The sequence below is a fragment of the Pseudomonas germanica genome, from assembly GCF_019614655.1.
Taxonomy (GTDB): domain Bacteria; phylum Pseudomonadota; class Gammaproteobacteria; order Pseudomonadales; family Pseudomonadaceae; genus Aquipseudomonas; species Aquipseudomonas neuropathica.
In genome coordinates this window covers 145,928-169,839 of record NZ_CP071586.1, presented here as the reverse complement: position 1 = coordinate 169,839, position 23,912 = coordinate 145,928, and the positions used below count along the sequence as shown (strand labels likewise).

Annotated in this window: 25 protein-coding genes; 11 read left to right on the top strand and 14 right to left on the bottom strand. The window is 58.8% G+C overall.

The features are described 5' to 3' along the window. Positions 1 to 72 precede the first annotated feature (72 nt). The 4 genes from bufA2 to cfaB all read left to right on the top strand — a co-directional run bounded on the left by bufA2 (position 73) and on the right by cfaB (position 3,287). Positions 73 to 324, top strand: a complete 252-nt coding sequence (bufA2, locus tag J0G10_RS00760; RefSeq protein WP_095049605.1) for a BufA2 family periplasmic bufferin-type metallophore — start codon at positions 73 to 75, stop codon at positions 322 to 324. Positions 325 to 389: 65 nt separating this feature from the next. Continuing rightward, positions 390 to 1,235 carry an MNIO family bufferin maturase gene (bufB, locus tag J0G10_RS00755; protein ID WP_220557210.1) on the top strand — a complete coding sequence of 282 codons (846 nt, stop codon included), beginning with the start codon at positions 390 to 392 and terminating at the stop codon, positions 1,233 to 1,235. Further along, positions 1,226 to 2,014: an HvfC/BufC N-terminal domain-containing protein gene (locus J0G10_RS00750; RefSeq protein WP_095125069.1), complete on the top strand. Its 789-nt coding sequence runs from the start codon at positions 1,226 to 1,228 to the stop codon at positions 2,012 to 2,014. The genes bufB and J0G10_RS00750 overlap by 10 nt, the downstream gene beginning before the upstream one ends. Before the next feature lie 85 nt (positions 2,015 to 2,099). After that, on the top strand, positions 2,100 to 3,287 hold the full coding sequence (cfaB, locus tag J0G10_RS00745; protein ID WP_220557209.1) for a C17 cyclopropane fatty acid synthase CfaB: 1,188 nt from the start codon (positions 2,100 to 2,102) through the stop codon (positions 3,285 to 3,287). 35 nt (positions 3,288 to 3,322) lie between these two features. Here the strand turns inward: cfaB and cls are convergent, their stop codons facing one another. Beyond that, positions 3,323 to 4,762: a cardiolipin synthase gene (cls, locus tag J0G10_RS00740; protein ID WP_220557208.1), complete on the bottom strand. Its 1,440-nt coding sequence runs from the start codon at positions 4,760 to 4,762 to the stop codon at positions 3,323 to 3,325. A gap of 131 nt (positions 4,763 to 4,893) precedes the next feature. On the opposite strand from cls, the gene J0G10_RS00735 reads away from it, so the two are divergent. After that, entirely contained in the window at positions 4,894 to 5,412 is a 519-nt protein-coding gene (locus tag J0G10_RS00735; protein ID WP_034152149.1) for a DUF3617 domain-containing protein, read from the top strand. Positions 5,413 to 5,516: 104 nt separating this feature from the next. Here J0G10_RS00735 and J0G10_RS00730 read toward each other — a convergent pair whose 3' ends face one another. The 6 genes from J0G10_RS00730 to folE2 are packed head-to-tail and all read right to left on the bottom strand — an operon-like array spanning position 5,517 to position 10,724. Beyond that, positions 5,517 to 6,848: a dihydroorotase gene (locus J0G10_RS00730; RefSeq protein ID WP_095125067.1), complete on the bottom strand. Its 1,332-nt coding sequence runs from the start codon at positions 6,846 to 6,848 to the stop codon at positions 5,517 to 5,519. 4 nt (positions 6,849 to 6,852) lie between these two features. Beyond that, positions 6,853 to 7,413 (bottom strand): gamma carbonic anhydrase family protein, encoded by a 561-nt coding sequence (locus tag J0G10_RS00725; protein WP_093429587.1) that lies wholly within the window; start codon positions 7,411 to 7,413, stop codon positions 6,853 to 6,855. Next, complete coding sequence (locus J0G10_RS00720; protein ID WP_220557207.1) at positions 7,410 to 8,285, bottom strand: metal ABC transporter substrate-binding protein; 876 nt, start codon at positions 8,283 to 8,285, stop codon at positions 7,410 to 7,412. The genes J0G10_RS00725 and J0G10_RS00720 overlap by 4 nt, the downstream gene beginning before the upstream one ends. An 11-nt stretch (positions 8,286 to 8,296) precedes the next feature. Next, positions 8,297 to 9,163: a metal ABC transporter permease gene (locus J0G10_RS00715; RefSeq protein ID WP_093429589.1), complete on the bottom strand. Its 867-nt coding sequence runs from the start codon at positions 9,161 to 9,163 to the stop codon at positions 8,297 to 8,299. Further along, positions 9,163 to 9,831: a metal ABC transporter ATP-binding protein gene (locus J0G10_RS00710; RefSeq protein WP_220557206.1), complete on the bottom strand. Its 669-nt coding sequence runs from the start codon at positions 9,829 to 9,831 to the stop codon at positions 9,163 to 9,165. The genes J0G10_RS00715 and J0G10_RS00710 overlap by 1 nt, the downstream gene beginning before the upstream one ends. Beyond that, positions 9,828 to 10,724, bottom strand: a complete 897-nt coding sequence (gene folE2, locus J0G10_RS00705; protein ID WP_220557205.1) for a GTP cyclohydrolase FolE2 — start codon at positions 10,722 to 10,724, stop codon at positions 9,828 to 9,830. The genes J0G10_RS00710 and folE2 overlap by 4 nt, the downstream gene beginning before the upstream one ends. 84 nt (positions 10,725 to 10,808) lie before the next feature. Here folE2 and J0G10_RS00700 point away from each other — a divergent pair, with 84 nt between their 5' ends. Continuing rightward, the gene (locus tag J0G10_RS00700; RefSeq protein WP_220557204.1) at positions 10,809 to 12,011 is read left to right on the top strand and encodes an N-acetylmuramoyl-L-alanine amidase; all 1,203 of its coding nucleotides are present in this window, start codon (positions 10,809 to 10,811) and stop codon (positions 12,009 to 12,011) included. On the opposite strand, the gene J0G10_RS00695 is transcribed toward J0G10_RS00700, so the two are convergent. Next, a complete protein-coding gene (locus tag J0G10_RS00695; RefSeq protein WP_095049678.1) occupies positions 12,008 to 12,385 on the bottom strand; it encodes a glutamine synthetase in 378 nt (125 codons plus the stop codon). The genes J0G10_RS00700 and J0G10_RS00695 overlap by 4 nt on opposite strands. A gap of 223 nt (positions 12,386 to 12,608) precedes the next feature. Between J0G10_RS00695 and zigA the strand changes: the two genes are divergently transcribed. Further along, positions 12,609 to 13,814, top strand: a complete 1,206-nt coding sequence (zigA, locus tag J0G10_RS00690; protein ID WP_095049614.1) for a zinc metallochaperone GTPase ZigA — start codon at positions 12,609 to 12,611, stop codon at positions 13,812 to 13,814. Beyond that, on the top strand, positions 13,814 to 14,458 hold the full coding sequence (locus J0G10_RS00685; protein WP_095049615.1) for a DUF1826 domain-containing protein: 645 nt from the start codon (positions 13,814 to 13,816) through the stop codon (positions 14,456 to 14,458). Before zigA ends, J0G10_RS00685 begins: the two co-directional genes overlap by 1 nt. A gap of 4 nt (positions 14,459 to 14,462) precedes the next feature. Here the strand turns inward: J0G10_RS00685 and J0G10_RS00680 are convergent, their stop codons facing one another. Continuing rightward, positions 14,463 to 14,819, bottom strand: coding sequence for an NADH:ubiquinone oxidoreductase (locus J0G10_RS00680; protein ID WP_220557203.1), 357 nt, complete (start codon positions 14,817 to 14,819; stop codon positions 14,463 to 14,465). Positions 14,820 to 14,848: 29 nt separating this feature from the next. Between J0G10_RS00680 and J0G10_RS00675 the strand changes: the two genes are divergently transcribed. Beyond that, complete coding sequence (locus J0G10_RS00675) at positions 14,849 to 15,814, top strand: CobW family GTP-binding protein (RefSeq protein WP_220557202.1); 966 nt, start codon at positions 14,849 to 14,851, stop codon at positions 15,812 to 15,814. 78 nt (positions 15,815 to 15,892) lie between these two features. Here the strand turns inward: J0G10_RS00675 and J0G10_RS00670 are convergent, their stop codons facing one another. Then, entirely contained in the window at positions 15,893 to 16,306 is a 414-nt protein-coding gene (locus tag J0G10_RS00670) for a DUF3301 domain-containing protein (RefSeq protein ID WP_026000521.1), read from the bottom strand. Positions 16,307 to 16,423: 117 nt separating this feature from the next. Between J0G10_RS00670 and pdxY the strand changes: the two genes are divergently transcribed. Continuing rightward, complete coding sequence (pdxY, locus tag J0G10_RS00665) at positions 16,424 to 17,296, top strand: pyridoxal kinase PdxY (RefSeq protein ID WP_220557201.1); 873 nt, start codon at positions 16,424 to 16,426, stop codon at positions 17,294 to 17,296. Between the two features lie 104 nt (positions 17,297 to 17,400). Here the strand turns inward: pdxY and J0G10_RS00660 are convergent, their stop codons facing one another. Continuing rightward, positions 17,401 to 17,883: an acyl-CoA thioesterase gene (locus J0G10_RS00660; protein ID WP_003229693.1), complete on the bottom strand. Its 483-nt coding sequence runs from the start codon at positions 17,881 to 17,883 to the stop codon at positions 17,401 to 17,403. Positions 17,884 to 18,162: 279 nt separating this feature from the next. On the opposite strand from J0G10_RS00660, the gene J0G10_RS00655 reads away from it, so the two are divergent. Then, entirely contained in the window at positions 18,163 to 19,926 is a 1,764-nt protein-coding gene (locus J0G10_RS00655) for a cation:proton antiporter (protein ID WP_007912064.1), read from the top strand. Positions 19,927 to 19,947: 21 nt separating this feature from the next. Here J0G10_RS00655 and J0G10_RS00650 read toward each other — a convergent pair whose 3' ends face one another. The 3 genes from J0G10_RS00650 to uvrD form a co-directional block, all read right to left on the bottom strand. After that, complete coding sequence (locus tag J0G10_RS00650; protein WP_003187120.1) at positions 19,948 to 20,355, bottom strand: SMI1/KNR4 family protein; 408 nt, start codon at positions 20,353 to 20,355, stop codon at positions 19,948 to 19,950. 138 nt (positions 20,356 to 20,493) lie between these two features. After that, a complete protein-coding gene (locus J0G10_RS00645) occupies positions 20,494 to 21,369 on the bottom strand; it encodes a Tim44 domain-containing protein (protein WP_038359440.1) in 876 nt (291 codons plus the stop codon). Positions 21,370 to 21,665: 296 nt separating this feature from the next. Continuing rightward, the gene (uvrD, locus tag J0G10_RS00640) at positions 21,666 to 23,849 is read right to left on the bottom strand and encodes a DNA helicase II (RefSeq protein ID WP_220557200.1); all 2,184 of its coding nucleotides are present in this window, start codon (positions 23,847 to 23,849) and stop codon (positions 21,666 to 21,668) included. Between the last annotated feature and the right edge of the window lie 63 nt (positions 23,850 to 23,912).

The following is a 23,912-nucleotide window of genomic DNA, read 5'->3' as shown; positions in this document are numbered from 1 at the left end:
TCTCTCTAGTGCTATGTCGGGACTGAACAACCTTCCAGCCGACACCCCTGACGATTACCGAGGATAAGAAAAATGACCATCAAGACCGCTGCTGCTGGTGCCGCTCTCGCTTTGGCTGCCGCCACAATGTTTGCCGGTGTTGCCTCCAACGCGATGGCCGCCGATGCCAACGTTCACTGCTACGGCGTGACCTCTTGCAAAGGCCAGAACGACTGCAAAACCAAAGACCACGCCTGTAAAGGCATGGGCGCCTGCAAAGGCCAGGGCTTCAAGGCAATGACTCAGGCGGCGTGTGAAAAAGCCGGTGGCAAGGTCGGCGAATAACTGACCGGCAAGTGTTGCCGCAGTGGTTTGCGCCACTGCGGCCACTTTTTATCAGGAGTCCGCACATGTCCGCCTCTTTTCCTTTTCTGGGTTATGGCCTGGGTTTACGCAGTGCTTATTATCAACAGATCCTTGAGCAGTCGCCGGATGTCGACTGGTTCGAAGTGGTCTCGGAAAACTTCATGGTGCAGGGCGGCAAGGCTCTGTATTACCTCGATGCCTTCGCCGAGCGCTATCCGTTGGTGATGCACGGCGTATCGTTGTCCATCGGCGGGCCGCATGCCCTCGATCCTGACTACCTCAAACAACTCAAACAATTGGCCGAACGCGTCCGACCGGCATGGATCTCTGATCACCTGTGTTGGAGCCGCGGCAATGCCCATCAGCTACACGACTTGCTGCCGTTGCCTTACACCGAAGAAAGCCTGGTTTACATTGCTGCTCGGGTGATGCAGGTTCAGGATATTCTGCAGCGCCCGTTGGTGCTGGAAAACGTCTCCAGTTACGTGCGCGGCGCCTCGGACGAATTCACCGAGTGGGAGTTTCTCGCTTTGCTCAGCCATGTGAGCGGCTGCGAATTACTGCTGGATGTGAACAATGTCTACGTCAGTTCACGTAATCATGGCTTCGATCCGTGGGCCTTCATCAGCAGCCTGCCCGTTGATAAAGTCCGCCAACTGCATCTGGCGGGGCACAGCGATTACGGCGATTACGTGATCGACACCCACGACCATCCGGTGAGCGATCCGGTCTGGGCGCTCTATCAACGCACACTCGAACATTTCGGCCCGGTGGCGACGTTGCTGGAACGCGACGATCATTTTCCGCCCTTCGAAGCGCTGCTTGATGAACTGCAAACGGCCCGTCAGCTCGGGAACAATGTTCTTGCGCGGAGGCAGCCATGCTCCTGAAAGAGTGGCAACTGGCGTTTGAAGCGTTTCTGCTCGAAGAAGACCCCAACGCGAATCCGACGTTGAGCGAGAGCCTGATCGGTGGCCCGACACTGGATGTCGGCACGGGACTGGCGATCTACCACAATGCTTACAAGGCGCGTTTGCTGGACGTGTTGCGCAATGACTTTCCGACGAGCCTGCACTGGCTGGGCGATGAGGAATTCGACCGCCTCGCAATGGCTTACATCCAACGGTATCCGTCTGCGCACTTCAGCCTGCGCTGGTTGGGCAGAGGCTTCGAAGGCTTCGTCCGCGAGCATCTGGTGCCGGAACAGAGCGCGCCGCTGGCTGAGTTGATTGCGCTCGAATGGGCCTTCACCCTGGCTTTCGATGCACCTGCCGCTGAGCCGCTGACAATTGAGGCCATGGCGGCTTTGGCTCCGGAGGAGTGGCCCGAATTGCGCGTCAGAGCGGTACCGTCCATGCAATGGCTGGAGTGCCGTTTCAACAGCCTTTCTTTATGGCGTTCGGTAAAGGAGGAATCGGAATTCCCTGGCAACATGCCGTTCGAAATCCCACAGATCTGTCTGATCTGGCGCAACCAGTTGATCTGCAGTTACCGCAGCCTGGATCCAGCCGAAGCTTCAGCTCTCAAGGGCATACTCAACGGTGGCTGGAATTTCGCCGAACTGTGCGCCGAGTTAGCAGTCACTTATGGTGAGGGCGCGCCACTTCAAGCCGTGACCTGGCTTAAACAGTGGATTCAGGAAGGTTTGCTGGAGCGTCTGCAACGATAGACAAGGCTAATCAAATCGATAGCCTGCTATTTTTCCGGGATGGTCTACCCTCAGATCTGACGTCTGAAACAAGGGGGGATTTTCCATGCTCGCGCAACTTCCACCGGCCTTACAGAATTTGCAGCTTCCGCTGCGCCTGCGACTCTGGGATGGCCATGAGTTCAATCTGGGGCCGGCGCCCAGCGTCACCATCGTGGTCAAGGACCCGACGATGGTCAGCCAGTTCACCCATCCAAGCCTTGATGCGCTCGGAGCGGCATTCGTTGAAGGCAAGCTGGAACTGGAGGGCTCGATCAGCGAGGTCATCCGGGTCTGCGACGAATTGAGCAACGCTTTGCTCGGCGACGATGACGACAGTCAGCCAGTGCGTACCTTGCACGACAAGGAAACCGACGCCAAAGCCATTTCCTACCATTACGACCTGTCGAATGCGTTCTACCAGCTCTGGCTGGACAGCGACATGGCCTACTCCTGCGCGTATTTCGAAACCGGCAGCGAATCCCTCGAGCAGGCGCAACAAGCCAAATTCCGCCACCTGTGCCGCAAGCTGCGTTTGCAGCCGGGTGACTATCTGCTGGATGTCGGTTGCGGCTGGGGTGGGCTGGCCAGGTATGCCGCGCGGGAGTTCGGTGCGAAAGTGTTCGGCATCACCCTGAGCAAGGAACAGCTGGAACTGGCCCGCGAACGGGTCAAAGCCGAAGGCCTGGAAGACCAGGTCGAACTGCAATTGCTCGACTATCGCGACCTGCCTCAGGACGGGCGTTTCGACAAGGTAGTCAGCGTCGGCATGTTCGAACACGTTGGCCATGCCAACCTGGCCGAGTACTGCAAAACCCTGTTTGGCGCGGTGAAGGAGGGCGGTCTGGTGATGAACCATGGCATCACCGCCAAGCACACCGACGGCCGTCCGGTGGGACGTGGTGCCGGGGATTTCATTGAGAAGTACGTCTTCCCCAACGGCGAATTACCGCACCTGGCGATGATCTCGGCCGAGATCAGCGAAGCCGGTCTGGAGATTGTCGACGTCGAAAGCCTGCGCCTGCACTACGCGCGCACGCTGGACCACTGGAGTGAGCGGCTGGAGGACAACCTGGAAGCCGCTGGCAAACTGGTGCCGGATCAAGCGCTGCGTATCTGGCGTCTGTATCTGGCCGGTTGCGCTTATGCGTTTGCGCGCGGCTGGATCAATCTGCACCAGATCCTCGCGGTGAAGGCGCATGCGGATGGCAGCCATGAACTGCCGTGGACGCGCGACGATATCTACAACCCTTAACCGCTAAGCAGTCCTTTTCTTACCGGTGAGGGCTTTCATAGAATCGGTGAAATAAGCCGGGCGATCCGCATGCCGACCTGTTGCAGGCGGTGGATCTCCCGGCTTTCTTCTTTGGCGACTTCGTAGGCTTGCGCGAAATCGGCGCTAAGCATGTTCTCCACGCTGGCGGCGAAGTCACTGTCGAAGGTCAGCAGCATCACTTCGAAATTCAGCCGGAACGAACGGTTGTCCAGATTGGCGCTGCCGATCGCGCTGATCTCGCTGTCGATCAACACCACTTTCTGATGCAGGAAACCGGGTTCGTAGCGGAATACCCGTACGCCGGCGCGCACGGCTTCAAAGGCGTAGAGACTGGACGCGGCGTAAACGATGCGGTGATCGGGACGCGACGGCAGCAGCAATCGCACATCGACGCCCCGCAACACAGCCAATCTTAGGGCGGCGAATACAGCTTCATCCGGGATGAAATACGGGCTGGTGATCCACACCCGTTCGGTCGCCGCGTGGATCGCCTCAACAAAGAACAGCGAGCAGGTTTCGTAAGCATCTGCCGGGCCGCTGGCGAGCAATTGGCAGAGCACGCCGTCATCCGGGTATTCGTCGGGCAGGATCAGCGGCGGCAGGGTACGCGCGGCCCAGAACCAGTCTTCGGCAAAGGATTCCTGCATACAGGCGACGACCGGGCCACGCACTTTCACATGCGTATCGCGCCAGGGTGCCAGCGGTGGTTTTTCACCCATGTATTCATCGCCAACGTTATGCCCGCCGACAAACCCGACCACTCCATCGACCACGACGATCTTGCGGTGATTACGGAAGTTGACCTGAAAACGATTGAGCCAGCCACTGCGTGTGGCGAAGGCTTTGACCTCGACGCCGCCATCACGCAACGTCTGCACATAGCTGTGGGGCAGGGCGTGGCTGCCGATGCGGTCGTAAAGCAGATGGATTGATACGCCTTCAGCAGCCTTCTTCAGTAGCAGATCACGCAAACGCTGACCGAGCCGATCATCGTGGATGATGAAAAACTGAATCAGCACCGCTTCTTTAGCTTGATCGATGGCCTGAAATATAGCGTCGAAGGTGGCCGTGCCGTTTACCAGCAATTGCACTTCGTTATTCGCCAGGCAAGGCATACGTCCCAGTTTGGGCATCGCACGTAACGAGGCATAGGCATTCGAGGCGCGTGCAGTCAGCGCTTCTTCCACCCACGGACGCCAGTTCAACTCGGAGATGGCCTGACGCATCTGTTCGTTGGCCTGGCGTCGTGCCTTGATGTAACCATCAAAGGTGCTGCGCCCAAATACCAGGTACGGAATTAGCGTGAGGTAGGGAATGAAGATCAGCGACAATGCCCAGGCGATCGAGCCTTGAGCCGTGCGCACGGTGAGCACCGCGTGAATTGCGGCGATCAAGCCGAGGGTGTGTATCAGGGCGATCAGATAACCGAAAATGTGCGGTCCAAAATAATCCATGGGGCAGCCTTGCTCCGGAAGATTCAATGCTTAACAGACCATGTTCTGCCGCGAATGTCGCTATTTAATTGGTGCATGAACCGAAGCAATCGGCCGACGTCTAACGGCCACTACTGATCAGGAGTTTTTCGATGAACGTTCGTCTGCTGGGTTTGGCGCTGGGCCTGGGTTTGGCTTTGCCGGTGGTTGCGCAGGCGCAGATGCTGCAGCCGGGGCTGTGGGAAATGACATCGAGCAACGTCAAGGTCGATGACCAGCCGATGGATGTGCAATCGATCCTCGGCCAGTTGCAAGGCCAGATGACCCCGCAACAGCGTGCTGCGCTGGAGAAGAACGGGATCAATATCGGCGGCAAGGGCATTCGTGCCTGTCTGACGCCGGAGCAGGTGGCGACCAACGATATTCCATTGGCCGACCCGCAATCGGGCTGCAAACAGCAGATTACCGATCGCACCGGCAACCAGTGGAAATTCCGTTTCAGTTGCCCGAAAGCGCAGGGTACCGGGGTGGCGACGTTCCTCAGTGATCGTGAATTCACCACCGTGGCCAACGGCACGTTCAATGCGATCGGGATCAATCAGAAGGGCAGTCTGGAGACTCGCGCGGTTTGGTTGGGTCAGGACTGCGGCGCTGTGAAGCCAAGAGCTTAAAAGCTTCGCGAGCAGGTCGCACCGTCGCTCCCACCTTTGAAATGCAGTCTAATGTGGGAGCGACGGTGCGACGATTCGACCTGCTCGCGAAAGCGTCTTCGTATTCAGCGCATAAACCTCAGCGCCAGCCCCCGACATCCCTCGTTCACCCGACCCTCCCGCCAGGCAATCTGCCCCGACACCATCGTCGCATTCACCCGATGCCGAAAGCTGCGCCCGGCAAACGGTGTCCATCCGCACTGCGACAGAATGGGTTGCCGATTTACCTCCAGGGCTTGCGGTTCAACCAATACCAGATCCGCCCAGTAGCCCTCACGTAGATACCCACGATCGGGAATCGCAAAAAGATCCGCGACTCTGTGGCTGGTCTTCGCCACCAGCGTAGTGATTGGCAGCACATCGTCCGCCACCAACTCTAGCAGTGCCGGTAACGCGTGCTGCACTAAAGGCAATCCCGCAGGTGCCTGCGTATAAGGTCGCTGTTTTTCAGCCCAGGTATGCGGTGCATGGTCACTGCCGATCACGTCCAGTCGATTGCTGTTCAGTGCCGCGCGTAGTGCATCGCGATCGGATTGGGTTTTGATCGCCGGATTGCATTTGATCAGGTTGCCGAGGTGGGGATAGTCGCGATCATCAAACAGCAAATGGTGCAGGCAGACTTCCGCCGTGATGTGTTTTTGCGCCAGCGGTCTGTCCTCGAACAACGCCAGTTCACGCGCCGTGGTCAGGTGCAAAACATGCAGGCGCGTGCCGTGACGTTTCGCCAGATCAACCGCTATTGAAGAAGAGCGATAACAGGTCTCGGCATTACGGATCAACGCATGGGCAGCCGGGGGCAAACGATCACCGAACAGCTCATGCAAGTTGGCGGCATTGGCGTTGATGCTGGGCGTGTGCTCGCAGTGAGCCAAGAGGATCGTCGGCACCTCGGCGAACAGTCGCTCGAGGATCTTCGGATCGTCCACCAGCATATTGCCGGTCGATGCGCCCATGAACACTTTCACCCCGGCGACTTCACACGGACTGAGCGCCGCCACTGTATCGAGGTTGTCCTGGCTCACGCCAAAGTGAAACCCGTAGTTGGCCACGGAGTTGATCGCAGCCCGGCGCTTTTTATCCGCCAACGCTTCGAGGGTGAGAGTGGCCGGGTTTGTATTCGGCATGTCCATAAAACTGGTGATGCCACCGGCGACCGCCGCCCGCGACTCGGTATGAATGCTGCCCTTGGCTGGCGCACCAGGCTCACGAAAATGCACTTGGTCGTCGATCATCCCCGGCAGCAGCCATTGGCCCTTCGCGTCGATTTCCACCTTGGCGTTTTCGCCTTCGATGCTGCGGGCAATCTTGACGATGCGCCCATTGCTGACCAACAGATCGCCGTCGAACTCGCGTCCTTCGTTGACCAGCCTTGCGTTGCGAATCAGCACGCTGCTCATAGGTTCAGAACTCGTTCTGCAAGGCTTTGTAGCCGCGCACCAGGTCGACGTTGGTGCGCGCCACGTCTTCAGAAAACTCCGAGGCGCTGACGCTGACCGGTGGAAATTGCGAGAGGTCGGTGTTCGGGCCGATGCGAGTCGTCGAGGGCACATAGAAAGCGTCCGGCAAATCCCGACCGTCGACCACCGAGTTGTGCCGCACCACACAACCGTTGCCGACGACGCAGTTGAACAGGACACTGTTGAAACCGATGAACACTCGATCGCCGACGACGCAGGGGCCGTGCACGATCGAGCGGTGGGCGATGGAACTGTACTCACCGATGGTCACAGCCGCGCCGGATTTGGAATGGATGACCACGCCGTCCTGGATATTCGAATTGGCGCCGATGATGATTGGCTCCATCTCGCCTGAGGCGTCCACTTCGTCGGCGCGAATGACTGCATAGGGGCCAACGAAGACGTTCTCGCCGATCACCACTTTGCCGCAGATAATCGCGGTTTTATCGACGTAGGCCGACTCGGCAATGTGGGGCAAATCACCTGAAGGATTCTTGCGGATCATGGTTGGCTCAGTGCGTCGTAAAGAGTGTTGAGGTTGTATTCGAACAGACCGGTGAAGGTACTGGCGGGACCGCTGGCGGCGAGGGCATCCGAGTACAGCGTGCCGCCAATGTGCGCGCCGCTTTCGTCAGCGATCTGTTTGAGCAGGCGTGCGTCCTTGATGTTTTCCATGAACACCGCTTTGACGTGGGCATGGCGAATCTGGGTGATCAGCGCGGCGACTTCGGCAGCCGAGGGGTCGCGTTCGGTGGACAGGCCTTGCGGTGCCATGAAGTCGATACCGTAGGCCTGACCGAGATATCCGAAAGCATCATGGCTGGTAACGATCTTGCGGTTGCCCGGTGGCAGCGCACCGAGTTTGGCTTTGGCTTCGGCGAGCAGGGCGTAGATATGCTTCAGGTAGGTTTTGCTGTTGCGTTCGTAATCGGCTTTGTTCGCGGGATCCGCAGCGATCAGTGCTTTGGTGATATTGGCGACGTACAACTCGGCGTTCGCCAGATTGTGCCAGGCATGCGGGTCGGGAACGGTTTCGCCGTCTTCATCCAGCGAGCGTGGAATCACGCCGTGACTGGCACTGATGACCGTGGTTTTGGTCTCGGTACTGGTGAGCAGACGATCCAGCCATGGCTCGAAACCCAAGCCATTCTTGACGATCAGTTTGGCCTTCAGAAGGGCTTTGGCATCGTCTGGCGTCGGCTCGTAAGTGTGAGCGTCAGCGTCCGGTCCAACCATGTTGGTGATCTGGACATGTTCGCCGCCGACCTGATGGACCATGTCGGCGAGGATGCTGAAGCTGGTGACCACGGGCAGTTTTTCCGCGGCCGACAATGACATCGACAGCATCAGGCTGAACAGCACGAGTAGAGCGCGCATCGGGAAACACCTCATTGGGATGTGAGCAAAGGCGGGCGGCGCAACAGACCGTGCACCGGCCCGAACACCACGGACAACAGATAGCCAAGGCCGGCGATCAGCACGATGGCCGGGCCGCTCGGCAGCGAGTAGTAGAACGACAGCAGCAAGCCGAACCAGACCGAGAGGCAACCGATGACGGCCGCGATGGCAATCAGGGTCGGCAGCCGGCGGCTCCAGAATCGCGAAGCCGCAGCGGGAAGCATCATCAGGCCGACTACCATCAGCGCGCCGATGGCCTGGAAACCGATCACCAGATTGAGTACGACCAGCGTCAGGAACACGCCATGGGCGAGTGGGCCGAGGCGGCTGACGGTTCTCAAGAACAACGGGTCGAGGGTGTCGAGCAGCAGCGGTTTGTAGATCAGCGCCATGGCGATCAGGCTGAATCCCGAAACCCACAACATGCCGGTGAGGGTCGGACCATCGACGGCCAGTGCTGAGCCGAACAGCAGGTGCAACAGGTCGAGGCGTTTGCCGGCGATGCCGAGGATGAGTACGCCACTGGCCAGCGAGATTGGATAGATCGCAGCGAGACTGGCGTCTTCGCGCAGGCCCGTGCGGCGGGTGATCCAGGCGGCGAGGCCAGCCATGCTCAAACCGGCGCCTAAGCCTCCCAGCGTGAGCGCGGGCAGGCTCAGTCCGGCAAACCAGAAACCCAATGCCGCGCCGGGAAGGATACCGTGGGCCACGGCGTCACCGATCAGGCTCATCCGTCGCAGGATCAAGAACACGCCGAGGGGAGCGGTGCTGCACGCCAATACCAGTCCGCCGAGCAGGGCACGGCGCATGAACACGAACTCATTAAATGGTTGCCAGAGGTGGGCGACGGTGAGCATCAGGCCACCTGTGTGTGAGGTGTTTGCTGAATGAGTTCTGCGCTCGCACCAAACACGCAGTCGCGGTTTTTGATCAGCAACGTTTTGGGGATGTGTTGGCGTACGGCGGCGAGGTCGTGACACACCACGACCAGTGTCCGACCTTCGCCGTGCCAGCCGTGGATGTGCTGCCAGAGCAACTGCTGACCGAGTTCATCGAGTGCGGCGTGGGGCTCGTCGAGCAGCAGCACGGGCGCGTCGGTCAGGCTCAGTCGAGCGAGCAGGGCGCGTTGCAGTTCGCCACCGGACAGGGCCATGAGTGGGCGTTGCTCGAGTCCCCTCAGGTGCCAGTTCGCCAGTGCGTCTTTCAAGCGCTGGCTTCGTAGTTGAGTCGAGAGCCTGCGTCCCCAGAAACCGGCGGCGACCAGATCTTCGAGGCTGATGGGGAATTGGCGATCCAGATGCTGTTGCTGGGGCAGAAAGGACAATCCGCTTTGACGTGGGACACTCAGCCCGACATTGCCTGCCAATGGCTTTTGTAGCCCAGCGATCACTTTCAGCAGGCTGCTTTTGCCACAGCCGTTGGCACCGATGATTGCCGTCAGGCTGCCGCTGTCGAGTTCAAGGTCCAGGGGCACGGTCAGTGGTTGGCCGGGCGCACCCCAACTCAGGGATTGGCAGCGGATCATGCTTGCTCACGCTGCCAATGGCTTTCGGCGACGGCGTCGTGAGCGTGAAGACTTTCGGCGTGGATCACTCGCAGTTGAAATGCGCTGATACCGGGAGTACGTCGCAGGGCCAGATTCAGGCGGCGTGCCGCGTCTTCGCAGAACATCAGGTTCTGCCCGTTGGCGAGGGCGAAGGCTTGTTCGTCTGCGCGTTTCACGGCGGTTTGTACGGCGGTGCCGAGGGCAGCTTCAGCGTCATTGATGATCACGCTAAGAGGAAACTCATCAATGAAGTCGTCGAGGTGAAGGTGCAATTGTGCTGTGCTGCGTTGGCTGTGAGGCGTGGCAAGGATGCCTTGGGTCGAGCCAAGCCATGCCAGAACGTCGGCGTGTTGTAGATCGTTGTTGGCGAAGTCGGCGATGAATTTCTGCTGGATCAACTGTCGCGCCAAGGCTGCTGAGCAAGGGCAAGTTGAGGAGTAGGGCACTTCGATTTTGAGTTCCACGTGGAACACTTCATTTATCAGGCTGGCGAAAATGCTCGCGGGATAAGACTTCCAGCCGGCCAATGGGCTGATCAGCGCTGACCTCTTTAGCAGCAAATCGGTGTGGATATTCAGGTAGGCGCGGTTGGATAAACCTTCGTGGCTTTGCAGGAAATCCTTGAGCACCTGATGCAGTAGCGCTGGGGACAGGTTCTTCTGTTCGAGTGCTTCCAAGGCCAGATACAGCCGCGACATGTGAATGCCACGCGCCTCGCCATCATCAAGACTGACACCCGCATCAGCCTTGGCGCTCAAGCGCTGACCCTCTAACAAAACAGGTAACGCAATGCCGCGCATGCCCACCCATTCGAGTGGCAAAGTTTGGCGTGCGACCTGCGCGGCGATATCCGGAAGTGTCATCGAATTCATGTTCGGGACCGTCGTGTTGATTGAATTGAATGTTACATTATAACAATACAAATCACGATGCCTTTTTCATGAACAGGCTTTCATATGCACAGACGCCACTTGCTTAATCTGATCCTGGCCAGCGCGGCCCTCGCTCTCCCTTTCAGTGTTTCAGCTACGCAAATTCGTAATGCGCGCCTATGGCGCTCGGATGAAAAGCTGCGATTGGTGTTCGATCTAAGCGGCCCGGTGCGCTATAAAACCTTCACGCTAACGGCCCCGGAACGTCTGATAATTGATGTGTCCAGTGCGAGCGTTGGCGCAGATTTCCGTCAGCTCGCGCTAAATGGAACGGTGATTCGTTCGATTCGCTCCGGGCCTTTTGGTCACGGTGACACGCGGATTGTTCTGGATCTGAGCAATCCGGTGCTATTAAACAGCTTCCTTCTGGCGCCGCAGGACGGCCAGGGCCATCGCTTGGTTCTGGATCTGGTTAGCGCCAAATCCACTCCAAATACGCCAATGGTTCCACGTGAAACACCTGCGCTGAACGCGCATCCAAGACGAGACATCATTGTTGTCGTTGACCCAGGGCACGGTGGAAAGGATCCCGGTGCTGTCGGTGCCAAGGGCGAAAGGGAAAAGGATGTGGTGCTTGCCATTGCGCAACTGCTCGCCAAACGCCTGAAAAAAGAGAGGGGCTTCGATGTAAAACTGGTGCGCAATGACGACTTTTTCGTGCCGTTGCGCAAACGCGTGGAGATCGCGCGTCAGCATAAGGCGGACATGTTTATCTCAGTGCATGCCGATGCAGCGCCGCGTCTGACTGCTTCCGGCGCGTCGGTCTATTGCCTGTCTGAGGGCGGTGCGACATCGGCGACGGCACGCTTCATGGCGCAGCGGGAGAATGGTGCGGATCTGCTCGGCGCCACCAGTCTGCTCAACCTGAAAGGTAAGGATCCGATGCTGGCGGGGGTGATTCTCGACATGTCGATGAACGCGACGATCGCTGCCAGTCTGCAGTTGGGCAGCACGGTACTTGGCAGTCTGGCCGGCATCACTACGCTGCATCAGAAGCGTGTGGAACAGGCAGGATTCGCGGTTCTGAAATCGCCAGATGTACCTTCAATTCTGGTGGAGACCGGCTTCATTTCCAATGCGCGCGACAGTCAACGGCTGGTTACTGCGCGACATCAGCAGGCCGTGGCCAACGGGTTGTTTGAAGGATTGCAGCGTTATTTTGCAAAGAATCCGCCCATCGACAGCTACCTTGCCTGGCAGCAGGCGCAGAAAAACAACCAGGTTTAACAGCCGGTAATGCGGCTGCAGGTGAATTTTGCGCTGCTGCCGCCCGAGCTGGAGAAACGATTGATGGTCGTCCAGCCGACACGTCGGGTGTAACCAACCCAGGCTTCGCCATCAGAGGCGACCCCGGTGAAGAACGTCAATTGCCCGAAACGGCTGTTGGTCTGCGCCCAATAACGCCGGCCAGTCTTTTCAAAACCGCGCAGATAAAGGGTGTTGCCGACGGTATTGACGCTATAAGCGTTGCCATCGGCGTCGACACAAGCCAGCAGGTTGGCGCTGCGTGTGCAGCTGGCGAGTGCCGGCAATTGCGCGCAGGCATTGCCGCCCAGCAACAACCCAAGGCTCAACATCGAGCATTTCAGCGCATTTCTCATGGCGATTTCCGGGTGCGGGATTGGCGAAGCTTCCTGTTGTTTGTCGATCAAGACAAGAGAAGACTGGTTTCTTTTTATTGTTATGCTATAACATTGGTTTGAATTAAGCTTGGGCAGCCCGATTTCAAGGCGTTGGTTTTCTACGTGAGCCACCGTAGGAAGCGCAAAAACGCCATGCGCCAGTAAAAGCGCCAATTGGCTGCCTTCTGAAGAGGATTATCCAATGTCAGCAGAATTGCCCGTCACCGTACTTTCAGGATTTCTCGGCGCCGGAAAAAGTACACTTTTGAATTACGTACTACGTAATCGAGAGGGTTTGCGCGTGGCTGTTATCGTTAATGATATGAGCGAAATCAACATTGATGGCAGCGAAGTCCAGCGTGATGTCAGCCTGAATCGTGCAGAAGAAAGAATAGTCGAAATGAGTAATGGTTGTATCTGCTGTACGTTACGCGAAGACCTGCTGGAAGAGGTCAGCAAGCTGGCCCGTGAAAATCGCTTCGATTATCTCCTGATCGAATCCACCGGGATTTCCGAGCCGTTGCCCGTGGCAGAGACGTTTACCTTTCGCGATGAGCACGGCCAGAGTCTCTCCGACATCGCGCGTCTGGACACCATGGTCACTGTAGTCGACGGTGTGAACTTCCTGCCGGACTACCAGGCAGCGGAAAGCCTCGCCTCCCGTGGCGAGATCCTGGGCGAGGAAGACGAGCGCTCCATCACGGATCTGTTGATCGAACAGATCGAGTTCGCCGATGTGCTGTTGATCAGCAAGATCGACTTGATCAGCCAGCGCGAGCGTGAGGAGTTGATCGCGATCCTCCAGCGTCTCAACGCCCAAGCGGAAATCATCCCGATGGTGATGGGTGAGGTGCCGCTGGAGAAAATCCTCAATACCGGACGTTTCGACTTCGAGAAAGCCGCACAGGCACCGGGTTGGCTGCAGGAATTACGCGGCGAACACGTGCCGGAAACCGATGAGTACGGCATCGCCTCCACAGCCTATCGCGCCCGTCGGCCCTTTCACCCGCAACGCTTTTTCAGCTTTATCGATCGTCCTTGGCTGAACGGGAAATTGCTGCGCTCCAAAGGTTTCTTCTGGCTCGCGAGCAAACCCACCGACGCCGGCAGTTGGTCGCAGGCCGGTGGTTTGATGCGCCACGGTTTTGCCGGGCGCTGGTGGCGTTTCGTGCCAAAGGAGCAGTGGCCACAAGATCAGGAAAGCACCGCCGCGATCATGGAAAACTGGCTGTCGAGCGTAGGAGACTGCCGTCAGGAACTGGTGTTTATCGGTCAGAACATTGATTTCCTGCAGCTCTCAGCCGAACTGGATGCCTGCCTGCTCACCGATGAAGAAATGGCGCGCGGTGTCGAAGGCTGGCGATTGTTGCCAGATCCGTTCGGCCCTTGGCACGAAGAGGCTGCCTGATGCTCGCGCTAAAGCTGCTGCAGAACCGTACGCGCCATCAGCATCAAGGTCCGACACCGAAAGCGTTGACGCGAATCCTCGAAGACGACACCAACCTCGCCGTCTGGCAACGCCAACTGCCGTTGCACATCAGCGAGTTCGCTCACCTGCTGCTGTCGCTCAATGAGCCCTTGGCGGAATCGTTGTGCCTTGAGTTGCCGGATGAGGACGCCGAACCCGATCTCACCGGCCTGGCATCAGGCTTCCGTGATCTGGAAGGTTACGAGGGTTTTATCGCCGACCTGAAATGGCTGGTCAGCGCATTCGCCTGCTTACTGGGGGCAAAGCGTGTAGGTCTGCGCCTGCGGGTGCTCGATAAAGCCATGTGTCCACGCTTCCATGTCGATCACGTGCCGGTGCGACTGATCACGACTTATGCGGGTGTCGGCAGCCAATGGCTCAAGGAGGGTGTGATGGATCGCAGTCAGCTGGGGCAGGCGAACGCGGAGCCCCACGTGCAAATCCAGCAACTCGACAGCGGCGATGTAGCGCTGTTGAAAGGTGAGAAATGGCATGGCAATGAAGGCTTCGGCCTGATTCACCGCTCGCCGCAACCCGCCGCGGGCCAGCGCCGCTTGATCCTGACCCTCGACTGGCTTGGCTAATGCGTCAAGGCTTGAGCCAAGAACCCTGGCTCTGGCCTTCGCAGTACGGCTTCAGATACGCGGCATCGGTGGCGACGCCGTAATAGTGGATATCCTGGCGATAAGGCATATTGGTGACTTGTGCGTTGCTGCATACGCCAAATGCACCGCTCGGGCACTGGTCGACGTACTGCACTTCGACTTTCTGTCCGGCCAGCGTCGGCTGGCAGAAACCGTCGTTGAACAGTTTCTCCGGGATATTGCGGTTCTGCTGACAGACTTTGACGTCGAGCCGCTCGCCCTGACTGTGCACCACGCAGGCCTGAGCCCACGCTTCACTCGACAGTAGCGTCAACAGCAACGACCATCCCATCCAACGCATCTTTGAATCTCCCAAGAAAGCTTCCGGCCATGTTGCAGAACATTCCTACCCATGTCATTGCTGGCCCTTTGGGCGCCGGCAAGACCAGCCTGATTCGTCAACTGATGGCTCAGCGGCCGGCTGGCGAGCGCTGGGCGGTGCTGATCAACGAGTTCGGCCAGATCGGCATCGACGCCGCCCTGTTGACGAGTGACGCCGAGGGTATCGCACTGGGCGAAGTGGCCGGCGGTTGCCTGTGTTGCGTCAACGGCGCGCCGTTTCAGATTGGCCTGGGGCGGTTGCTGCGCAAGGCGAAGCCAGATCGGTTGTTTATCGAACCGTCCGGGCTGGGGCATCCGGCGCAGCTGATTAGCCAGTTGAATGAGGCGCCGTGGCGAGGTGTGCTGGCGGTGCAGCCGTGTGTGCTGGTGCTGGATGCTCAGGCGCTGCAGGCGGGGAACGCCTTGCCCGCAGCGCAACAAGAAGCCTTGGAAGCCGCTGGCCTGCTGTTGTTGAACAAGGCTGAAAACCTTGATGACAGGGCCAGGGAAAAAATCGCCAGCCAGTTGCCGGCAGTGCCGTTGGTCTGGACTCAAGAGGCGCAACTAAACCTGGGCGAACTGCCGGGCCTAGCCGCAAAAGCGGTCAACGGTTTGGATAACTTGGCCGTACCCAAGGGATTAGGACAAATGCCGGCCGTCTGGACTGATCCGACGCTGCCGATTTGCCTGAGTCAGGTGCAGGAAGGGGGCTGGAGTATTGGTTGGCGTTGGCATCCGGGGCAGACGTTCGACAAGCGGCACATTGCTGACTGGCTAGCCAGCCTCAATTGGCAGCGGGCGAAACTGGTTATCCACAGCTCGGAGGGTTGGGTGTCTGCGAATGCTTTGGATAATGCCGAGTTGATTTGGCAGGTCAGTGAGTGGCGAAAGGATTCGCGGATTGAGCTGATCTTCGTCGATCCGCAAAACATTGATGAGCTGCAGCAGGGTTTGTCGGGGTGTCGGGAAAGTTAGATCAAAAGATCGCAGCTTTCGGCAGCTCCTACATGGGATTCCCTGTAGGAGCAGCCGAAGGCTGCGATCTTTTGATTTTTAAGGCTTCCACTTGGTATGTTCTTGCCGCCACTGGCTTAACTCGATCACTTCCGCCCGCGGCTTGTGCACTTCCACTACTGGCGGCGTGTCGTCGAACGGTGCCGGGTAGGGCGCTAGTTCGATCTGCGCACTGTGCGCGCCAAACTGGGTGATGGTGCCGTTATGCCGGGTTTCGCCGGTCACGGTGAATTCAAAGTTGTACACCCGCGCCAGTCGTCGGCGACCGTTGGCGTCCTTGATGAAACCGATTTTCTTCAGGGCGACGTTGCCATCGAGCAGTTCGACCCGCACGTTCAGGCAATGCTGCTTGACCCGCTCCAGCGCTCGTTCGCGCAAGCCGTGGTTGTGCCATAGCCACGCGCCGGCAGCGGCGAACAGTATCAGCACGAAGATGTTTTCCAGGGTCAGCATCAACATCGAACTCCAAAAGATAGCGTCAGCTTAACTGCGTCGCCGGTCTGTCGTACAGGCTGCGTTTCGTCGCATACTGCGCGGCTTGAATTTCAATCGTTTTACGGAATGACCCGAATGAAACGTACGCCTCATCTGCTCGCCATTCAGTCTCACGTGGTGTTCGGCCACGCCGGCAACAGCGCCGCGGTTTTTCCGATGCAGCGGGTCGGGGTCAATGTCTGGCCGCTTAACACCGTGCAGTTTTCCAACCACACCCAGTACGGTCAGTGGGCCGGCGAAGTGCTGGCGCCGCAGCAGATTCCCGAGTTGGTCGAAGGGATCGCCGCGATTGGCGAGCTGGGCAATTGCGATGCGGTGCTGTCCGGTTACCTCGGCAGGGCGGCGCAGGGCCGGGCGATTCTCAGCGGCGTCGAGCGCATCAAATCGGTCAATCCGAAGGCGCTGTATCTGTGCGATCCGGTGATGGGCCATCCGGAGAAGGGCTGCAGCGTACCGACCGAGGTCAGCGATTTCCTGCTGGAAGAGGCGGCGGCCGTGGCGGACATCATGTGTCCGAACCAGTTGGAGCTGGACAGTTTTTCCGGGCGCAAGCCGCAGTCGCTGTTCGATTGCCTGGCAATGGCGCGGGCCTTGCTGGTGCGCGGGCCGAAAGTAGTACTGGTCAAGCATCTGGATTATCCGGGCAAACCGGCCGATGGCTTTGAAATGTTACTGGTGACGGCTGAAGGCAGCTGGCATCTGCGCCGTCCGTTGTTGGCGTTTCCGCGTCAGCCGGTGGGCGTGGGCGATCTGACGTCTGGCCTGTTCCTGGCGCGGGTGCTGCTGGGTGACAGCTTGGTAGCCGCGTTTGAATTCACGGCGGCGGCGGTGCATGAGGTGTTGCTGGAAACTCAGGCGTGCGCCAGTTATGAGTTGCAGCTGGTGCGGGCGCAGGACCGGATTGCGCATCCTCGGGTTAAGTTCGAGGCGACGGCGATCAGTCTTTAAGACCGCGTTGAATCCAATCGCGAGCAGGCTCACTCCTACAGGGAAACGCATTCCAATGTAGGAGTGAGCCTGCTCGCGATAGCGATTTCTTGACGCTACAAATCTCAGGCGTCGCCCTTGATCTCCTGATACCGCTTCTCCAGCTCCTGGCGAATCTGCCGACGCTGCTGCGCCTGCATGTAACGACGTTTGTCTTCACTGTTCTGCGGTTGCAGCGGCGGCACGGCGGCCGGCTTACGCTGGTCATCCACCGCGACCATGGTGAAGAAGCAGCTGTTGGTGTGGCGCACCGAGCGCTCGCGGATGTTTTCGGTGACCACTTTGATGCCGACTTCCATCGAGGTGTTGCCGGTGTAGTTGACCGACGCGAGGAAGGTCACCAGTTCGCCGACATGGATCGGCTCGCGGAAAATCACCTGATCCACCGACAGCGTCACCACGTAGCGACCGGCATAACGGCTCGCGCAGGCGTAGGCCACTTCGTCGAGGTATTTGAGCAGGGTGCCACCGTGGACATTGCCAGAGAAGTTGGCCATGTCGGGGGTCATAAGTACCGTCATCGACAGCTGGGCGTTTCCGGGTTCCATAACGTTCTCACGGATCAAGGCTGGTTACTGGAAGCACCTCTGCGGGTGCCTGGTCGCTTTTCAAAAGCACCGTTATCGGGACGCCGGGCGACTGGCCGCCGTCACGCCGGAATCGATCTGTTTCCATATATTGCACCGCCTTCCAACCACAAGTCGCGGTGTTAACCTGCAAAAGCCCCTTACAAAGGCAATTCCCACACGAAAAGCGGATTTTTACTTCGCTCGCCCAGACATTTCTGACGTCTGCCGGCGAGCCTCGTCATTCAAGGAGCCCACGCCATGCATGCCATCAGTTTTATTCAGGACCTGGCAGTGATCATGTTGGTCGCAGGCGTGGTGACCGTGTTGTTCCACCGTTTCAAGCAGCCGGTGGTGCTTGGCTATATCGTCGCCGGCTTCATCATCGGCCCGCACACGCCGCCTTTCGGCCTGATCCACGACGAAGAAACCATCAAGACCCTCGCCGAACTCGGGGTGATTTTCCTGATGTTCTGCCTGGGTCTGGAGTTCAGCCTGCGCAAGCTGTTCAAGGTCGGCGCCACAGCGTTTATCGCGGCGTTCCTCGAGATCGTCCTGATGATCTGGATCGGCTACGAAATCGGCCGCTGGTTCGACTGGAACACCATGGACTCGCTGTTCCTCGGCGCGATTCTGGCGATTTCCTCGACCACCATCATCGTCAAGGCCCTCAATGATCTGAAGATGAAAAACGAGCGCTTTGCGCAATTGATCTTCGGCGTACTGATCGTCGAAGACATCCTCGGCATCGGCATCATTGCGCTGCTATCGAGCATCGCCGTCAGCGGTACGGTCAGCTCCGGCGAAGTGTTTTCCACGGTCGGCAAGCTGTCGCTGTTCATGATCGTCGCGCTGGTCATCGGCATTCTGCTGGTGCCGCGATTGCTGGCCTATGTGGCCAAATTCGAAAGCAACGAGATGCTGCTGATCACCGTGCTCGGCCTGTGTTTCGGCTTCTGCCTGCTCGTAGTCAAACTCGAATACAGCATGGTACTTGGTGCGTTCCTGATCGGCGCGATCATGGCCGAGTCGCGACAACTGCTAAAAATCGAGCGTCTGATCGAGCCGGTTCGCGACCTGTTCAGCGCGATCTTCTTTGTCGCCATCGGGCTGATGCTCGACCCGATGATTCTGCTCGAATACGCGTGGCCGATTGCGGTGATCACCGTAGCCGTTGTACTCGGCAAGATGTTGTCCTGCGGTCTCGGAGCGTTTATCGCCGGCAATGACGGACGCACCTCACTGCGCGTGGGGATGGGCCTGTCACAGATTGGCGAATTTTCCTTCATCATCGCCGCTCTCGGGATGACGTTGCAGGTGACCAGTAACTTCCTCTACCCGGTTGCCGTGGCGGTGTCGGTGATTACCACTTTGCTGACGCCGTATCTGATCCGCGCGGCTGATCCGCTGTCGATCAAGTTGTCCGCGGCTGTGCCCAAGCCTCTCGGCCGCGTGCTGGGCATGTATGGCGAATGGCTGCGCAGCATTCAGCCGCAAGGCGAGGGTGCAATGCTGGCGTCAATCATTCGCAAGATCTTGCTGCAAGTCGGCGTCAACCTGGCGCTGGTGATCGCGATCTTCTTCGCCGGCGCGTATTTCGCTGAACGCATCTCGCTGTGGCTGCAAGACTGGATCAGCGATCCGAGCTGGCAGAAGGCGTTGATCTGGGGCGGTGCCTTGTTGGTGTCGTTGCCGTTCCTGATCGCCGCTTATCGCAAGCTCAAGGCGTTGTCGATGCTGCTGGCGGAGATGGGTGTGAAGCCGGAGATGGCCGGGCGTCACACGCAGCGAGTGCGCCGGGTGATCTCCGAAGTGATCCCGATTCTCTCACTGCTGGTGATTTTCCTGCTGCTGGCAGCCTTGTCGGCCAGTATCTTGCCGACCAACAAGTTGCTGGTACTGATCGCCGTGGTCGCGGCCGCCGTGGCGGCGCTGCTCTGGCGCTGGTTCATCCGCGTGCACACGCGGATGCAGGTGGCCTTGCTGGAAACCCTCGACAACCACAAGGAGTCGTCGGGGCACTGACCTGCCGGGGCGGCTGGCTGATCAGCTTTCCAGCCAGACGTCCCGCGCCCAGTGCCACACCGATTCCCAGGTTTCCTCGGCAATCAACTCTTCTTCGGCCTGCCACAACACCACCGTGCCATCCTCTTCGACACAGTAGTAGTCATCGCCGTCCTGACAGATTGGAATCAGGCTGCGATCAACACCGGCATCCCAGGCGTTGGCGGCCACATCCGGCAAGTAGGTGTGGGATTGTGGGTCGGTGACAGTCACCGGTTCGAGGCTGCCATACACCACATCGCTGACGGTCAGCAAAAACTCTCTGAAGACAAACGGAATGTCGATGAACAGCTGTTCTTCGATTTCGACCAGCAGATCTTCGTCAGGCAACTCCAATGGAACCGGCACGGGTTCGTTGGCTTCACGCAGTTGTTCGATGATTTCTTCCACGTCCGGGATCCTCTTGCTTGAATGGCGCGGTTTATATGGGCCGGTTTATACAGTAGCTCGCTATAGATGCAACCGCGAAATAGAAAACCCCAGCCGAGACTGGGGTTTTTTATTACGGCAAGTGAAGCCTGGAAGGGATCAGCCGTTCTGGCGGATACCGGCCACCAGCCAAGGCTGGTTCTCGCCCTGCGGACGTTCCATGTTCCAGCTTTCGCTGAACACTTCGCCCTGGTCGAAGCGCGAGGTTTTCGACACACCGCTGAAGGTCAGAGTGGCGATGGTCTTGTCGGCACGGTCATCCACGCCGTCCAGTTGTACCTGGAGGTTGTCGATGTAGGTCGACTGGAACGCGTCGCCCAGATCTGCACGCTCACGCTTGAGGAACTCAAGCATTTGCGGGGTCACGAACTCGGCGATCTTGTCCATTTCGTTGGCGTCCCAGTGCTGCTGCAGCGACTGGAAGTGGCTGCGTGCAGCTTCAAGGAAGTTCTGCTCGTTGAACCAGGCCGGCGCGTTGATCACCGGACGGGCGGCAGCAGGTGCAGCCGAACCACCGAAGATCGAACCCATGGCGGCAGGCTTTTGCTCGAACACTTCACGCTGCATCGGCGCGCCGGCCGGAGCGAATTGCTCTTGCTGCTTGCGGCGACGCGCGGCGATGAAGCGGAAGATCACGAACGCGATCACGGCCATGATCAGGATGTCGAAGATCTGCATGCCCTGGAAGCCGCCGCCCATGAACATGGAAGCGAGCAGGCCACCGGCGGCGATACCGGCCAGAGGGCCGAGCCATTTCGAAGCACCGCCGGCCTTGGCAGCAGCGCCAGCGGCACCGGCAGCACCTGCGGTCGCCGCAGCGCCGCCGACACCTGGAGAAGAAGGAGCCATCTGGCTGGTCTGGTGCGTCGGCGCAGCGCCGGCGCTTTTGCCACCACCAAAGCGCTTGGCGTTGGCGTCGAGGCTCATCGTCAGGCCGATGCACAACGCCATGGCGATGCTAAGAAAACGTTTCATAAAGGGAATTCCCGTTTGTGGAGACACGCGCGCCATGTTGCACAGCTGAAGTGTTACTGGCTAGCGAGAGAGTGTTTCGGGCTTTTGCCTGACAGGTCGCGTTCAGCTTCGCGAGGCAATAAGAGCGTGTACTTTTGGCTGTAGGAAAAGGAGATAGGTTCCGCAGGATTGTTGGTCAGAACACCAAACCCTGTGGGAGCGAGCCTGCTCGCGAAAGCCGCACCGCGGTCTATCAGATAAACCGCAGCGATTTCATTCGCGAGCAGGCTCGCTCCCACAGAACAGCGAAACAGGCGTCAGATCGCTACCAGCTTCGCGTAGCCGAGCATCAGCCACTTGCTGCCTTCGCTGAAATTCACCTGCACCCGCGCCTGCGCGCCGGCACCCTCGAAGTTGAGGATCACGCCGTCGCCAAAGATCGAATGGCGCACCGCCTGCCCGAGGCTGAAGCCCGTTTCCGGAATCTCGCTGCCGCTGAACAGGTTACTGCCGCTCATCGACTGATTACCGCCGAACGGTCGGCTGACGCTGTTCGACAGACGCACCTCCTGAATCAGACCCTTCGGCACTTCGCGTACGAAACGCGAGACCTTGTTATAGGTCTCGCTGCCGTACAGGCGTCGGGTTTCAGCATAGGTCATCACCAGATTCTGCATTGCCCGGGTGATACCGACATAGGCCAGACGCCGTTCTTCTTCAAGACGACCGGGCTCTTCCAGGCTCATCTTGTGCGGGAACAGGCCTTCTTCCATGCCCACGAGGAACACGTAAGGGAATTCCAGGCCTTTGGCGCTGTGCAGGGTCATCAACTGAATGCTGTCTTCGTGCTCGTCGGCCTGCGTGTCGCCGGCCTCCAGCGAAGCGTGGCCGAGGAACGCCGCCAATGGCGTCAGCTCTTCGTCTTCTTCGGTGTTCTCGAAGTTGCGCGCGGCGCTGACCAGTTCCTCAAGGTTTTCTACCCGGGCCTGGCCTTTCTCGCCTTTTTCCGCTTCGTGATAAGCGATCAGGCCGGACTGCTCGATGACGGTTTGCGTCATCAAGTGCAGCGGCATTTCCATGCACTTGGCGGCGAGGTTCTCGATCAACTCGATAAATGCACCCAAAGCACCGGCCGCGCGACCGGTCAGGCCTTTGTTGGCGACCAGTTGGCGCATCGCCTCCCACATCGACACATCGCTGTGGCGCGCGTGATCGCGGATGGCTTCAACGGTTTTCTCGCCAATGCCACGGGCCGGCACGTTGATGACGCGTTCCAGCGCCGCATCGTTGCCGCGACCTTCTAGCAAGCGCAAGTAGGCCATGGCGTTCTTGATTTCTGCACGCTCGAAGAAGCGCTGACCACCATAGATGCGGTACGGAATGCGTTCGCGCAGCAAGGCTTCTTCGAGAACGCGCGATTGGGCGTTGGAGCGGTACAGAATCGCGATATCGCTGCGGGCCAAGCCGGTTTTCAGCGCGCTTTCGATGGTTTCGACAACATAGCGTGCTTCGTCGTGCTCGTTGAACGCGGCGTACAGATTGATCGCTTCGCCGTCGCCGCCGTCGGTCCACAGCTCTTTGCCGAGGCGCCCGGTGTTGTTGGCGATCAGTGCGTTGGCGGCTTTGAGGATGCCGGCGGTGGAGCGGTAGTTCTGCTCCAGACGAATGGTCACCGAATCCGGGAAGTCGGAAGAGTACTGATGAATGTTCTCGATTTTCGCGCCGCGCCAGCCGTAAATCGACTGGTCGTCGTCGCCGACCACCATCAGGCTGTCGCCGCCCTTGCCCAGCAGACGCAACCAGGCGTACTGCACGGCGTTGGTGTCCTGGAACTCGTCCACCAGAATATGCCGGAAGCGTTTTTGATAATGCGCGAGCAGGCCCGGGTGATCGCGCCACAAATCGAGGGCACGCAGCAGCAGTTCGGAGAAATCGATGACGCCGGCACGCTGGCACGCCGCCTCATAGGCCTCATAGATGCCGCGCATGGTTGCCAGGTACAAATCGCCACTGGCCTGAATGTGTTGCGGACGCAGGCCTTCGTCTTTCTGGCCATTGATGAACCACTGCGCCTGACGCGCCGGCCAGCGTTGCTCGTCGAGGCCGAGCTCGCGGATTACCCGTTTTACCAGCCGTTGCTGGTCATCGCTGTCGAGAATCTGGAAAGTCTGGCTCAGGCCCGCTTCCTGCCAGTGCGCCCGCAGCAAGCGGTGCGCCAGGCCGTGGAAGGTGCCGACCCACATGCCGGCCGGGTTGATCCCCAGCAACTGCTCGATGCGATGACGCATCTCCGCAGCGGCCTTGTTGGTGAAGGTCACCGACAGAATGGAGTGGGGCGAGGCGTTTTCGACCTGGATCAACCAGGCTATACGGTGCACCAGCACTCGGGTTTTACCGGAGCCAGCACCGGCCAGGACCAACTGACGGCCAACGGGGGCTGCTACGGCCTGGCGTTGGGCATCGTTGAGGGAGTTCAGCAGAAGGGAGAGATCATCGCGCATCGGGGCATTCTAGGGTGCGCCGCAGGCCCGGGCAAACCGAGCTTTGCATTAGCCGATGAAACT